This is a genomic window from Pantoea rwandensis (genome assembly GCF_002095475.1).
GTDB classification, from domain to species: domain Bacteria; phylum Pseudomonadota; class Gammaproteobacteria; order Enterobacterales; family Enterobacteriaceae; genus Pantoea; species Pantoea rwandensis.
The window spans coordinates 95,786-109,726 of sequence record NZ_MLFR01000006.1 but is presented as its reverse complement, the minus strand read 5'-3'; the positions used below and the strand labels follow the sequence as shown (position 1 = coordinate 109,726).

Annotated in this window: 12 protein-coding genes; 4 read left to right on the top strand and 8 right to left on the bottom strand. The window is 53.1% G+C overall.

The window, feature by feature from the left end; translation table 11 throughout:
- Positions 1-24: 24 nt before the first annotated feature.
- Genes HA51_RS08980 through HA51_RS08970 form a run of 3 tightly spaced genes read right to left on the bottom strand, consistent with a single transcriptional unit; the run spans position 25 to position 3,157 of the window.
- Positions 25-345: a YdbL family probable chaperone protein gene (locus HA51_RS08980; protein ID WP_084934196.1), complete on the bottom strand. Its 321-nt coding sequence runs from the start codon at positions 343-345 to the stop codon at positions 25-27.
- 11 nt (positions 346-356) lie between these two features.
- On the bottom strand, positions 357-542 hold the full coding sequence (locus HA51_RS08975; protein ID WP_084934195.1) for a YnbE family lipoprotein: 186 nt from the start codon (positions 540-542) through the stop codon (positions 357-359).
- Complete coding sequence (locus HA51_RS08970) at positions 539-3,157, bottom strand: YdbH family protein (RefSeq protein ID WP_084934194.1); 2,619 nt, start codon at positions 3,155-3,157, stop codon at positions 539-541. The genes HA51_RS08975 and HA51_RS08970 overlap by 4 nt, the downstream gene beginning before the upstream one ends.
- Before the next feature lie 165 nt (positions 3,158-3,322).
- Here HA51_RS08970 and HA51_RS08965 point away from each other — a divergent pair, with 165 nt between their 5' ends.
- Complete coding sequence (locus HA51_RS08965; RefSeq protein WP_084934193.1) at positions 3,323-4,315, top strand: 2-hydroxyacid dehydrogenase; 993 nt, start codon at positions 3,323-3,325, stop codon at positions 4,313-4,315.
- A 16-nt stretch (positions 4,316-4,331) separates the two neighbouring features.
- On the opposite strand, the gene HA51_RS08960 is transcribed toward HA51_RS08965, so the two are convergent.
- A complete protein-coding gene (locus HA51_RS08960; RefSeq protein ID WP_084934192.1) occupies positions 4,332-4,604 on the bottom strand; it encodes a putative hemolysin in 273 nt (90 codons plus the stop codon).
- Positions 4,605-4,793: 189 nt separating this feature from the next.
- Here HA51_RS08960 and HA51_RS08955 point away from each other — a divergent pair, with 189 nt between their 5' ends.
- Together HA51_RS08955 and nifJ are read left to right on the top strand one after the other, a co-directional pair.
- Positions 4,794-5,450: an MgtC/SapB family protein gene (locus tag HA51_RS08955; protein WP_084934191.1), complete on the top strand. Its 657-nt coding sequence runs from the start codon at positions 4,794-4,796 to the stop codon at positions 5,448-5,450.
- 137 nt (positions 5,451-5,587) lie between these two features.
- A complete protein-coding gene (gene nifJ, locus HA51_RS08950; protein ID WP_084934190.1) occupies positions 5,588-9,115 on the top strand; it encodes a pyruvate:ferredoxin (flavodoxin) oxidoreductase in 3,528 nt (1,175 codons plus the stop codon).
- 40 nt (positions 9,116-9,155) lie between these two features.
- On the opposite strand, the gene HA51_RS08945 is transcribed toward nifJ, so the two are convergent.
- A complete protein-coding gene (locus HA51_RS08945) occupies positions 9,156-9,356 on the bottom strand; it encodes a DUF2767 family protein (protein WP_034821329.1) in 201 nt (66 codons plus the stop codon).
- A 271-nt stretch (positions 9,357-9,627) separates the two neighbouring features.
- Between HA51_RS08945 and ttcA the strand changes: the two genes are divergently transcribed.
- Positions 9,628-10,563: a tRNA 2-thiocytidine(32) synthetase TtcA gene (gene ttcA / locus HA51_RS08940; protein WP_084934189.1), complete on the top strand. Its 936-nt coding sequence runs from the start codon at positions 9,628-9,630 to the stop codon at positions 10,561-10,563.
- A 51-nt stretch (positions 10,564-10,614) separates the two neighbouring features.
- Here ttcA and HA51_RS27190 read toward each other — a convergent pair whose 3' ends face one another.
- From HA51_RS27190 to HA51_RS08930, 3 genes are all read right to left on the bottom strand, one after another.
- Positions 10,615-10,761, bottom strand: a complete 147-nt coding sequence (locus tag HA51_RS27190; RefSeq protein WP_169718780.1) for a hypothetical protein — start codon at positions 10,759-10,761, stop codon at positions 10,615-10,617.
- Positions 10,762-11,068: 307 nt separating this feature from the next.
- Positions 11,069-12,052 carry a zinc transporter ZntB gene (zntB, locus tag HA51_RS08935; RefSeq protein ID WP_084934188.1) on the bottom strand — a complete coding sequence of 328 codons (984 nt, stop codon included), beginning with the start codon at positions 12,050-12,052 and terminating at the stop codon, positions 11,069-11,071.
- Positions 12,053-12,253: 201 nt separating this feature from the next.
- Complete coding sequence (locus tag HA51_RS08930; RefSeq protein WP_084934187.1) at positions 12,254-13,873, bottom strand: peptide ABC transporter substrate-binding protein; 1,620 nt, start codon at positions 13,871-13,873, stop codon at positions 12,254-12,256.
- Positions 13,874-13,941: the final 68 nt, after the last annotated feature.

Below are 13,941 nucleotides of genomic sequence, written 5' to 3'. Positions count from 1 at the left end.
TTTGGGTTGATTGCGTGCTGGCTTTTACTTACGTAACCACTGCCCGTTAATCCCACGAACATACTCACCGCTGCCGGCACGGCTCACCAGTTTTTCTCCCGCGATGCGTGCCACTTCACTGGTGGTCAGGTTGTTCTGCTGCGCCACACGCTGATACTGCTGCGAACGCCCCTCATTGATGCGTTTAACCAGTGCCAGAGTTTCATCATCCTGTTGCCGCGCGGCGATAAAACCACTCAATGTCTCTCCCACACGCCCCTGCTGTCGCGCTTCGTCCAGCGTCAATGCCCACGCTGATGGCGCTAGCAGTAGCGCCAGAATCAATATGATCCCTTTGAGTCTCATACTGCTCCTCCTCAAAACAGCCCGCTCTGATTTTTCAGCAGCGCTTCCACGTCTTTATCCACTTTGATGTGAATTTCATGTTCAATCTTCACATTCATGTTGATAGTGATCGGCTCTTTCGGTGCTGCCACTTCAATACGCGGCACGCAACCCGTGATTGGCAATAGCACCAGTAACAGCAATGCCCTGAGGCTCATGGTTGGGGATCCTTCTTGGATGGCAGGGTGGCATTTTGCTCCACCCATGATTGCAAATTATCGCCGAAGCGCAGGCTGCGCCACAGCTGGAACAGGTTTTCCTGATGCCGATAGTTGAGATTGATCGACTGGCGGCGATTACTAAACTGGCTGGTGCCTTTCACTTCTGACTGCATCGTCAAATTGCCAAAGTTATCCAGGTCAATCGTCGCCCAGGATCGGGAAATTTCCATGTAGCGCAACCAGTCCATCGCTGCGCCAGCGGCAAAGTTATTGCTGACAATCGCATCGGCCATATCTTTATCCATACGGAAGGTGAGCGGCCCACTGTTGGCAATCCATCCCTTTTCAATCAGCCATTGTGGGTTATTCACCCACAGCGGCAACTCGCCATTGACCTTGCCCGACATGGCAAACTGTTTGGGTTTGATGGCGGTAATCAGCTTGCTGAGGTTGATCTCGCGTAGTGAGACACGGGCAGGCTCATGCTGCGGCATGCGCAACTCAGGCATGCTGACATGACCGCCAAGCAGATCGAGGTTCACATTACTCAGCGTGAGCGGCTGGCGCTCCTGCCATGGATAATGGCCTTGCAAATCGGCGGTAATATTCTGGAGGGCAAACTGGTTTTTGACTTCGGCAATACGCAGCGAAACCGGGCCACGGCGTCCAAGTTGCCATTGATGATCTTTAAGGCGGAAAGGCAGTGAGAAATCGATGCCATTGATTTCACTGTCCGGCATCCACACGCTACCCTGTTTCACGGCCCAGAACCCGCCCGCTTCGAAGCCCTGCTTGCTGGCAGCAGAAAAGGCCATTTGCGCGCGGAGTTCACCAGACTGAATGCGCATTTTCAGATCGCTGCTCAACAGCGGTTGAAATACCGTCAGCGACTGGGCAGGCCACCAGGCTTCGCCGCGTAGACGTTCTCCATCCCAGCGCCCATGCACGCGTACCGGGCCAATGTCCTCCGCTGTCAGTTGCCCACGCCAGTTAAACCGGCTGGGATCACTGCCTTTTGCTGCAAAATTTAACTCGGAGGGAGGGAGCCAGCCGCCATAGCTGAACTGGGTTTGTCCAGACTTCAACGTGAATCCCCCGGTGAAGGCGGGATGCGCAAGATCGCGCTGCCAGCGCACGGGAGCTGAAAGGGTCAGTCGGGGTTTATCCACCTGCACCATGCCATAGGCCAGTTGATCAAAACCGGTATCAAGCGTATCGAGGCTGATTAAGGTATCTAACCAGCTACCCGTGCCCTTAACGTCCCATTTAGCATTCAGCGGTGCCATCTCCCCCTCGCCCCAGTAACGCCAATTCCAGCGTCCGCTGTCCGGCCAGAAATCGCTGGCGCGGCCGTCAAGATGCACGTTAAAGCGGCCAAAGCTGGGATCGTGGGCCTTAAGAATCGCCTGCAAGCGCCCATTAATGCCGCCCGAGGCAAGGGTAACTCCCGCCAGTGGCCAGCGCGCTTCATCCACTTCTAGAGTGGAAAGCAAACGCCCCCGTAAACGCAACAATGCCCCCTGCTTTAAACTCACCTGCGGATCGGTCAGCATGCCGTGTAGTACCCCGGGCATACTGCCAAAAAGCTGCAGCTCGGCAAATTTGCTCTCACCGGTCAGTTGGAAGGGTAAGTTGCTGTCGGTCAGGCTCAGTGTGCCCGGCCCCACGCTTAGCACCAGGTTCCCTTTACCGCCACGCCCTTGCGTGAGCAAATTAAAGCGGCCGCTGACTTGGGTGTTTTCCAGTCCTTGTTGCCAGTTATCCAGCGTTAGCGCCATCCCACCAGAGAGTGGCTGGTTCGCCTGTGGCCAGCGCCACTGACCTTGAGTGATACGAATCTGCTGGGCATCAACCTGCCACGGCAGTTGCAAAAGCGGCTGTTCGTCACCCTGTTGATTCACCATCAGCGTACCCTGCTGCTGTTGCCAGTTAAGCGCCACCGTGAGCGGCCGCGGCCACTGCGCAACATTCACTTCACCGTTGAGTTCACCCGCAACCGGTAATCCGTTGGCGAAGGTCGGTAGGGTTAAATCACCGTGCAGATCAAGCGGCTTGGGTAACAGAGGATGGTTGAGCTGAAGCTGTGCGATATGCAATTGCTGCCCTTGCAAACGGGCATTAAGGCTTAGGTTATCGCCTTGATAACGTAATTGCTGCGCATCCTTATCCAAAGTGAGATCAAAACGTCCTGAGTATTGTTGCCACGGCAAAATGCTCAGTTGATCAAGGTGGATATCTGCGCCCGGTAACATCTGCTGCCATTCAGCCAGACTGCGAGGCGCATTGGTGGCGCTGCCCTGCGGCAACGCTTGCAGACAGTCACTGTTGAGCTGCACAGCGTGAGCATTAAGCTGCCAGCGTTGGTGATGCCAGCCTAGCGCGGCATCCTCAACTTTCGCCAGCTCGCAATCACCCGCCAGGTAGCGAACTTCGGGGAAATGCACGCCACCTTGATGCCAACGCGGCGAACCGTTCAACTCGACACGGGTATTTTCAGGCAGCCAAACTCCGGCCAACCGGGGTAACCATTGTGTCAGTGACAACAATAATCCCAACAGTAGCAGTATCAGCGCCAGCAGCGCAGCAAGTGTTCGACGAAGGCCCCGCGTCATGGCAGCTAACGTTCCTGTTCTTTACGCAATCCTGACAGAGATGATGTCATGTTATGCCCGCTAAATGAAGGTGTTAGCTTAATAGCCTGGCTGAAGAACAGCAAAGCTACGCGGAAAACGTTATTCTGTTGTGATACCGACGTTGCATTTTTCAGGAGCGAAACAATGAAAGTTGCGGTTTACAGCACCAAACACTACGACCAGAAATACCTTGAACACGTCAATGCGAGCTTTGGATTTGAGCTGCAGTTCTTTGACTTCCTGCTCAGTGAAGCCACGGCGAAGAACGCAGCAGGCTGCGATGCGGTGTGCATCTTCGTTAATGACGATGGTAGCAAGGTGGTGCTGGAAGAGCTGGCGGCACTGGGCGTGAAATTTATTGCGCTGCGCTGCGCCGGTTTTAATAACGTTGACCTGGAAGCCGCGGCAGCGCTTGGCCTTCAAGTGGTGCGTGTGCCGGCCTACTCGCCAGAAGCTGTGGCAGAACATGCCGTGGGATTGATGATGACACTTAACCGTCGCATTCATCGCGCCTATCAGCGCACGCGTGACGCCAACTTCTCACTGGATGGCTTAACCGGCTTCAACATGCACGGCAAAACTGCGGGCGTGATTGGTACCGGCAAAATCGGTGTCGCAACGATGCGGATTCTGAAAGGCTTTGGCATGCGCCTGTTGGCGTTTGATCCCTACCCAAGTGCAGCAGCTCAGGAACTGGGGGCAGAATATGTCGACCTGAAAACGCTGTTTGCTGAATCCGATGTGATCACATTGCACTGCCCAATGACGCCAGAAAACCATCACTTATTAAATGCACACGCATTTAGCCAAATGAAAGACGGCGTGATGATCATCAACACCAGCCGTGGTGGCTTGATTGATTCACAAGCAGCGATTGATGCGCTGAAACAGCAGAAGATTGGTTCGCTGGGAATGGATGTGTATGAAAATGAACGCGACCTGTTCTTTGAGGACAAATCGAATGATGTGATTCAGGACGATATCTTCCGTCGCCTGTCAGCCTGTCATAACGTGCTGTTCACCGGACATCAGGCATTCTTGACCGCCGAAGCGTTAACGGCGATTTCGGAAACTACGCTCAGCAATTTACAGCAGCTTGGACGCGGTGAAACTAGCCCGAATCAAGTCACCGTTTAATTGCCTTGCGCCTGCATCAGCGGGCGCAACTTCCACCCATTAAGGCCTGCTCGTCGCAGCGACGACCATTGGTCAGTTGGCACATTCCAATGCGTGAGCCATCTAACTGACGTGAAAACGCCAATGTACCCCCGGCATTACTACAATTCACTTCAGCCATGGATGCCATAACAACATGCGGTTGGACGTGTGCAGCGGTGGCCTGTTGCGGTGGTTCGTCATCACTGTTGCTGCTGCAGGCAGAAAGTAACAGTGCTGCACCGGCCAGCAGTAAAGTAGCGGCTTTCATCGGTTGGGCTCCGGGGATATTGGGCGCAAAAGAGCCACCAGCATATGTCAGGGACGTTAAAGGGTCGATAGCCGAAACAGCTTTTTACAAAATTTAATATCATCTTTTGCAAGCAGAATTATCCTGATTGAGCACATTCGTCCTTTCCTGAGAAATTTATTAAAACTTATCAACACCTAAGGAGGAATAATGTTAACTGACATGCTAATTCGAATTGCCCTTGCCGGAATTCTTGGCGGGTTAATTGGCCTTGAACGTCAGATGCGTGCCAAAGAAGCGGGTTTACGCACTCATATCCTGGTGGGGATTGGCAGCGCCATGTTCATGTTGGTGTCCAAATATGGCTTCTCCGACATGCTCACTAGCGACCATGTGGCGCTCGATCCCAGCCGTATTGCCGCACAGGTGGTTAGCGGCATGGGTTTCCTCGGCGCTGGCACCATCATCATCCAAAAACAGATCGTCAAGGGTTTGACCACGGCCGCAGGGTTATGGGTGACGGCTGCCATTGGCCTGGTCATCGGTAGCGGCATGTATGAGATCGGCATCTACGGAACCGTACTGGCGCTGGTGGTGCTTGAAACCTTCCGCCGTCTCAGTCATTTGCTGATTGGTCGCCACCACACGCTACTGGTGCATTTAAAACCTAAAAGCGTGCCGCTGGTTCTATTAGTGCTTCAACGCGAGAATTTGCGCTATGGCCATATCGCGGTAGTCAATCGGGACGAAGAGAGTGGCTTGTGTGAATTAAGCGTAGAGGTGACATTGTCACGCAGGGCGCCCATGCACACCATTTATGACAAAGTCATAGAGATCAAAGGGGTTCACTCGCTAGAGATGATGTAAAAAACAGCAACCTTAGATGTCTGTGCGTTCACCTCTGATCACCACACAGATGAAAAAGTCCTGACTCCGCGCTTTGCTAAACTGAATCATTACCCCCGTAAATTTTATGGGATTATCAGCATAGCAAAGGATGTTCTATGATTACCATCGACGGCAACGGTGCCGTGGCCTCGGTCGCTTTCCGCACCAGTGAAGTGATTGCCATCTATCCGATCACCCCCAGTTCGACTATGGCTGAACTGGCAGATAGCTGGTCAGGGGAAGGCCGCCGTAACATCTGGGGCGATATCCCACGCGTGGTCGAGATGCAGTCCGAAGGCGGCGCCATTGCCACCGTGCATGGCGCATTGCAAACCGGCGCCCTTTCCACCACCTTTACCTCATCACAGGGCCTGCTGCTGATGATCCCCACGTTGTATAAGCTGGCAGGACAACTTACCCCCTTTGTACTGCACGTTGCGGCGCGTACGGTGGCCACCCATGCCCTTTCCATCTTTGGCGATCATTCGGACGTGATGGCGGTGCGCCAGACCGGTTGCGCGCAACTCTGTGCTTCCAGCGTTCAGGAGGCGCAGGATTTCGCTCTGATTTCTCAAATGGCCTCACTCAACAGTCGCGTACCTTTTATTCACTTCTTCGACGGTTTCCGCACCTCACATGAGATCAATAAAATTGTGCCGATCAGCGATGAAACCTTGAAGGCGCTGATGCCCGCACAAGCTATCGCTAATCACCGTGCACGGGCGTTGACACCGGACCACCCCACCATTCGCGGCACCTCAGCCAACCCCGATACCTATTTCCAGTCACGCGAGGCGACGAACCGCTGGTATGACGCCTGTACCGGCCATGTTGAAGCCGCCATGGCCGCATTTGGTGCTGACACCGGCCGGCATTATCGACCTTTTGAGTATTATGGTCACCCTCAAGCGGATCGCGTGATAGTGATGATGGGCTCCGGTTGTGGAACAGCCGAAGAAGCTATTGATGTCATGCTGCAACGCGGCGAGAAAGTGGGTTTGGTGAAAGTGCGCCTCTATCGCCCGTTCTCGGCCACACACCTGATTGACACTTTGCCGTCTTCTGTTGCGCGCATTGCGGTACTGGATCGCACTAAAGAGCCGGGAGCGCTCGGTGAGCCGCTGTTCCTTGATGTGATGACGGCGCTGGCAGAAGCCTACAGCCGGGGCGAGCGCCCCTCGCTGCCTCGCGTGATAGGTGGGCGCTATGGTTTATCCTCCAAAGAGTTCGCGCCAGATGCTGTGTTGGCTGTGTTCCGCGCCCTGCAACGTGAGCAGCCTCCCGCACGCTTCACCGTAGGCATTTACGACGACGTCACGCACTTATCCCTGCCCATGGAAAGCAATATCGTGCCGAATCGTGCGCGGTTGGAAGCGCTGTTCTACGGGTTGGGCAGTGATGGCAGCGTGAGCGCCAGTAAAAATAATCTAAAGATTATCGGCAACGCCACGCCGTGGCATGTTCAGGGCTATTTTGTCTACGACTCGAAAAAAGCCGGGGGCCTGACTGTTTCGCATCTGCGCGTGAGTGAAAATCCGATTCAATCCGCCTATCTGGTGCAGCAGGCTGATTTTATCGGCTGCCATCAGCTGCAATTTATTGATCAGTATTCGATGCTCGATCAGCTAAAACCAGGCGGGATTTTCCTGCTTAATACTCCCTATGCTGCTGATGAAGTGTGGTCGCGTTTGCCGCAGGAAGTACAAAGCCAGCTCAACGATAAGCAAGCGCATTTCTACGTGATTAACGCAGCGCGCATTGCACGTGAATGCCAGTTGGGCGCGCGCATCAATACCGTTATGCAGATGGCATTCTTTCAGCTCACAAAAATTCTACCCGGTGACAGTGCATTAACCGAACTGCAAAACGCGATTGCACGCAGTTACAGCAGCAAAGGGGAAGAGTTGGTGCAACGTAACTGGCAAGCACTGGCAATGGCTCAGCAGTCGTTAGAAGCGGTGCCGCTTCAGCCCGTTGATCATCGCAGCCCACATCGCCCACCGGTGGTGTCTGATCGCGCGCCGGATTTCGTTAAAACCGTGACCGCGGCGATGCTGGCAGGTCTGGGTGACAAGTTGCCGGTATCAGCGCTTCCACCGGATGGCACCTGGCCCGTCGGCACCACGCAGTGGGAGAAGCGCAATATCGCCGAAGCGATCCCCATCTGGCAGCCGGATCTGTGTACACAGTGCAATCATTGCGTTGCGGCCTGTCCGCACTCAGCGATTCGCGCCAAAGTGGTGGTTCCTGAAGCGCTCGAATCCGCACCGGCGTCACTCGCCTCGCTGGATGTAAAATCACGCGACATGCGCGGACAAAAATATGTGCTGCAAGTTGCACCAGAAGACTGCACCGGTTGCAACCTGTGCGTCGAGGTCTGCCCGGCCAGCGATCGTCAGAATCCCGCGATCAAAGCGATTAACATGCAGTCACGCCTTGAACATGTCGAAACTGAAAAGACGAATTACGATGCGTTCCTCGCCTTACCGGAGATCACAGCAGAGCAGCTTGAGCGTATTGATATTCGCACTTCGCAACTGATTACTCCTCTGTTCGAATATTCTGGCGCTTGTTCGGGTTGTGGCGAAACACCCTACATCAAGCTACTGACACAGCTGTACGGCGACCGTTTGCTGATTGCTAACGCCACCGGCTGCTCGTCAATTTATGGCGGCAATCTGCCTTCCACACCTTACACCACCAACGCCGAAGGTCGCGGCCCGGCATGGGCGAACTCACTGTTTGAAGATAACGCTGAATTCGGCCTTGGATTCCGCCTCAGTGTTGATCAACAGAAGCAGCGCGCGCTGCGTCTGCTCGACCAATGCGCACCGCAGTTACCGGCCTCGCTGGTTGAAGCGTTAAAAGGTGACAATGTCACCCCCTCTTTGCGCCGTGAACAGATTGTCGAACTGCGTACGCAATTGAAAGCATCATCATCACCAGAAGCCGATGCATTAAAAGATATTGCCGATGCGTTAGTAGAGAAATCAGTCTGGTTGATTGGTGGCGATGGCTGGGCCTATGACATCGGTTATGGTGGCCTTGACCATGTGATGAGCCTGAATGAGAACGTTAATGTGCTGGTGCTCGACACCCAGTGTTACTCCAACACCGGCGGTCAGGCATCCAAAGCCACGCCGCTTGGGGCCGTCACCAAGTTTGGTGAACAAGGAAAACGCAAAGCGCGCAAAGATTTGGGTATGTCTACCTTGCTGTATGGGCATGTTTATGTTGCCCAGATATCGCTTGGTGCGCAGCTTAATCAAACGGTTAAAGCGATTCAGGAAGCGGAGGCTTGGCCTGGTCCGTCATTGATCATCGCTTACAGTCCTTGTGAGGAGCACGGTTATGACCTGGCGTACAGCCACGAGCAGATGCGGCTGCTGACCACCAGCGGATTCTGGCCGCTTTATCGCTATGATCCGCGTCGTGCTGAACAGGGCAAAGCCGCGCTCGCGTTGGATTCGCGTCCGCCGACCTCGGAACTGGAACAAGCATTGATGAATGAACAACGCTTCCGTCAGTTGCAAACCCGGCAACCGGAAGCCGCCAGCCAACTGTGGCAAGAAGCGACCGAAGCCGCTCATCAGCGTTATCAGCGGTTGGCAGAGATGGCCGGTAAAGCGGAGAAAAGTGAGTAGATGAGAGAAGCCCGGCTTTTTAGGCCGGGCTTCTTTAAATTTAACAAGGCTGAAGCTGAATGATCGCCATCTCCACCGCGCGATTGGGTGAACCGGTTAATTCACGATAGCGAAGCTGCAAGTTACGCAATTCGGTCGCTACCACCTCTTTCTCTGTTGCAGATCCGCGCTGAGCCAACTCCAGATAGCACTGCCCGACTAGCCGGCACGCTTCTTCAAACACCATATCGTACGTTTGCATCTGCCTCTCCTCACCTTTAGAAACTAAAAAAAACGCTTCATCCATCCTGTCAGGCGTATCGCTGCATAATATTTATCCAGATCAATAAATGGGCAGATTGTTCTCGCTTTTATTGCAAGCACTCGGTGCGAAACCGTAAAAGAGATCGCATCAGATCTGGCATTCGCGGCCGCAATCCGTACCATACGCACTCATGTTAGAGGGGTTTATTGCCGCTGAAGCATTTTTCAGCCGCCAACGGCCCTTACCTTCACTCTCAAGCGTGAAAATAATGTCAGAAAATCAAGAAGTAACGAAGAAAAATCAATACAATCTGAACAAGCTTCAGAAGCGCCTACGTCGTAACGTGGGACAAGCCATTGCTGATTTCAACATGATTGAAGAAGGCGATCGCATCATGGTTTGCCTGTCTGGTGGTAAAGACAGCTACACCATGCTGGAAATTCTGCGCAATTTGCAGCAGAGCGCGCCGGTAAATTTTTCACTGGTGGCGGTGAATCTGGACCAGAAACAGCCTGGCTTCCCAGCGCATATTTTGCCTGCGTATCTGGAAGAACTCGGTGTCGAATACAAAATCGTCACTGAAGACACTTACTCGATCGTTAAAGAGAAGATTCCAGAAGGTAAAACCACCTGTTCGCTCTGTTCACGTCTGCGTCGCGGTATTCTTTATCGCACTGCCACGGAATTGGGTTGTACCAAGATTGCGCTCGGCCACCACCGTGATGACATCTTGCAGACCATGTTCCTGAATATGTTCTACGGCGGCAAGATGAAAGGTATGCCACCGAAGCTGATGAGCGATGATGGCAAACACATCGTTATCCGCCCGCTGGCCTACTGCCGTGAGAAGGACATCATCCGCTTTGCGGAAGCACGTCAATATCCCATTATTCCGTGCAACCTGTGTGGTTCTCAGCCTAACCTCCAGCGTCAGGTCGTGGCCGATATGCTGCGCGACTGGGATAAACGCTATCCTGGCCGCATTGAAACCATGTTCAGCGCGATGCAAAACATCGTGCCTTCGCATATGGCTGACATTAATCTTTTTGATTTTAAAGGGATCAAGCACGGCGATGACGTTGTGAACGGCGGTGATATTGGCTTTGACCGTGAAACCCTGCCGGTTCAACCTGTTGGTTGGCAGCCCGAAGATGAAGACGCAGCAGAACTGAGTGTACGTCTGGACGTGTTAGAAATTAAGTAACGCTTCTCATATTGGAAAAAGGCGCAGTGCTTCGGCTCTGCGCCTTTTTTATTAACGGTGAGGCGGTGGATCGATAATCGGTGGAAACTCGGGGTCATAAGGTGGATCGGGTTCCGGAATCGGCTGTGGATGAGGAATCGGCTCAGGGATGGGAGGTGGATCGGTTGGGATAGGTTCACTCGAAATCAGTTCTCGCATGCCCTTTCTCCTTGTTGCTGAATGTCCTTTAAGCATAGGAAAGGAAGCTGAACCAAGCCAAGCGGGCAAAAAAAAGCCGGCGGATAGGCCGGCGTCGTACGAATCAAATGTGCTATGCATTAATTCAAAAAAGGAAGTAAGACAATATGGAGCGCAACGCCCATCGCTTGACGTTGCATTCACCTGCGAGAGAGAGTTTGCCCCTGTAACGCGATCCACTTCTTGATATCGATCAGGTTTTTGACGCTTTTTTGTCTACTCAACCTTATTTAACAGCGAGTTACCTTACGATAACGCGGTGTTAACATCACAACCATTTGCGCCTTTTCAGCCATATCGCGACACCGACGACCATCGCGAGCAGCAACACACAGAATGCGGTAAAACCGAGCGGCCAACTGCCGCCAGGAATGCCCCCGAGGTTAACGCCAAATAATCCCGTCAGGAATGTCGCAGGCAGGAAAATCATCGCCATCAAAGACATGGTATAAGTGCGACGGTTCATCGATTCAGCGAGCAATGATGCCACTTCATCGGCCAGAATGCCGGTACGGGCCACACCTGCATTGAGATCGTCCAGCCCGCGACCTAAACGGTCAGCCACATCCTGCATACGGCGCCGATCGTCATCGTTCATCCACGGCAGTTTTTCGCTCGCCAGCCGCGCATAAACATCTCGCTGGGGGGCCATATAACGGCGCATAACAATTAATTGCTTACGCAACAGTGCCAGTTCTCCGCGTGCAGGGACTTGCTGATCCATCAACGCATCTTCCAGCTCAATGATTTTATCGTGCATCTCTTCGATAAATTCGCTGGCGTGATCGGTCAGTGCATCACACACATCCACTAGCCAGCTACCACCATCAACTGGACCATTGCCGTTTTGAAGATCGGCCAGCACTTCATCAATGGCGTAGACTTTACGGCGGCGCGTAGAAACGATCAGCTTGTCATTAATAAATACGCGCATCGCCACCAGTTGGTCAGGGCGCGAATCGGCGTTGTGATTGACACTTCGCAGCACAATCATGAAGCCATCGCCCAAGCGCGTCACGCGCGGTCGCATACTGTCGCCCGCTAAGGCATCACGCACTGAATCTGGGATCAGCGGGGTATTTTGCAGCCACTCGGCACTTTGACGCTGGGTATAATTGAGGTGTAACCAGCAGGGTTGCTCACAGTTGATGACATCTTTGTCTTCAATGGCAATCACGCCACCTTTGCCATCAAGCTGGCAGGAGATGATGGCATCAGAAACTTTTAACGCTTTTCCTTCAATGACGTTCACTTACTCGCCTCACTATCAAAATCAATACGATACAGTCTAGCGTGGTGCAGACGAGTTGCAATCATCAGGCTGTGAGCAAAGGTGACAAATAATTGAGAGGGTGTGATCGGTAGCGGCGTCCTCTATTTCGCGTATGTCAGCAGACCACTGGACAAATCTGCACGATAAATCGTGCCGCTACCATGATGTGTAATCTCTACATCAATGCTTCTCAATCCACAATTCGCGGCTGTAGGCAACGTCTTCCGGGTTGGTAATCGGATAGCCCTTCACCCACGGTTTGATTAATCGACCATTGGTGTATTGATAGATCGGCGCGATCGGCGCTTGATCGGCGATGATCTGCTCAGCTTTGTTGTAATCACTGTTCCGTGCCGCCGGGTTAGTCTCCTGACTGGCCTTGGCTAATACCGCATCATAATCCGCGCTGTGGAAACGCGCGATATTGCCGCTGTGGCTGGAGGTCAGCAAACTGAGGAAAGTGGAAGGCTCATTATAGTCGCCGACCCAGGATGCACGGATAACGTCGAAGCTGCCGGTGTTACGGCTATCTATGTAGGTTTTCCATTCCTGATTTTGCAGCGTGACGTCCACACCGAGATTCTTCTTCCACATAGAAGCCACCGCGATAGCAATTTTCTGGTGGCTTTCAGAAGTGTTGTAGAGCAGCGTGAGATGCAGCGGTTTGCCAGGGCCATAACCCGCCGCGCTCAACAATGCTTTCGCCTGTGCATTCAACTCTTGCTGGCTATGCTGTTGCAGATAGCTTTGCTGCGGCGTGAAGCCTGCGGTGACATCCGGAGTGAATTGCCAGGCTGGCTTCTCGCCGGTTCCCAGCACTTTCTCAGCGATAATCCGACGATCAATGCTCCACGACAGCGCTTTACGCACGCGGACATCAGCGGTTGGGCCTTTCTGCGTATTGAAGGCGTAGTAATAGGTCCCCAACTGATCCGGCGTATACACCTGGCCCGGCAGCTCTTTTTTCAGCAGCGCGTACATATTTTTCGGGAAGGATTCGGTGATATCGATGTCCCCCGCGCGATAACGTTTAGTCGCGCTCGACTCTTCATTGATGGGGATAAAGGTCACTTTAGTCAGGACTGAATGGCTGTCATCCCAGTAGTGCGGATTACGCACCAGCACGATTTTCTCATTCACCACTCGGTCTTGCAGTTGATATGCGCCATTACCGATCAGCTTGCCAGGAGAGGTCCAGCCATCACCGTTTTCCTCAATAACTTTTTGCGGGACAGGATACATCGCGGCATTCGCCACCATAGCAGGGAACCACGGCACAGGTCGTGACAATGTCACTTTTAAGTGCGTAGCATCCGTCGCGATGACACCGAGTTTGTCTGCGCTCATTTGGCCTTTAGTGATGGCGTCGGCATTTTCGATGCCACTCAGCGCAGCAAACCAGGCAAAAGGTGAACTGTTTTTAGGCTCAACCAAACGCTGCCAGCTATAAACGAAATCCTGAGCCGTCACCGGCTCGCCATTCGACCAGCGCGCGTCTTTTCGTAAGGTAAAGACCCAGGTTTTGTTATCGCTACTGTTCCAGCTTTGCGCGACACCTGGCACGATTTTGCCGTGGGCATCTTGATTGGTGAGCCCTTCAAACAGATCGCGCATCACCTGAATTTCGGGCAATCCGACTGCCTTCATAGGATCTAATGAGGCGGGTTCATCTTTAATATGGCGGACAATTTCTTGCGTACTTGCCAGCTGCGCCCCCGAAGGCACATTGGCAGCAAAAACGGGTGAGATTGCGCCAGCAATTAAAACGGCGGCCAGCGTATTGCGGAAAGTTAATTTCATCACCACTCCTTTACCCAAAAAATGGCGACTGCGAAGAAGTTTGTGTCGCCAGCAACTTTTGGCACTTT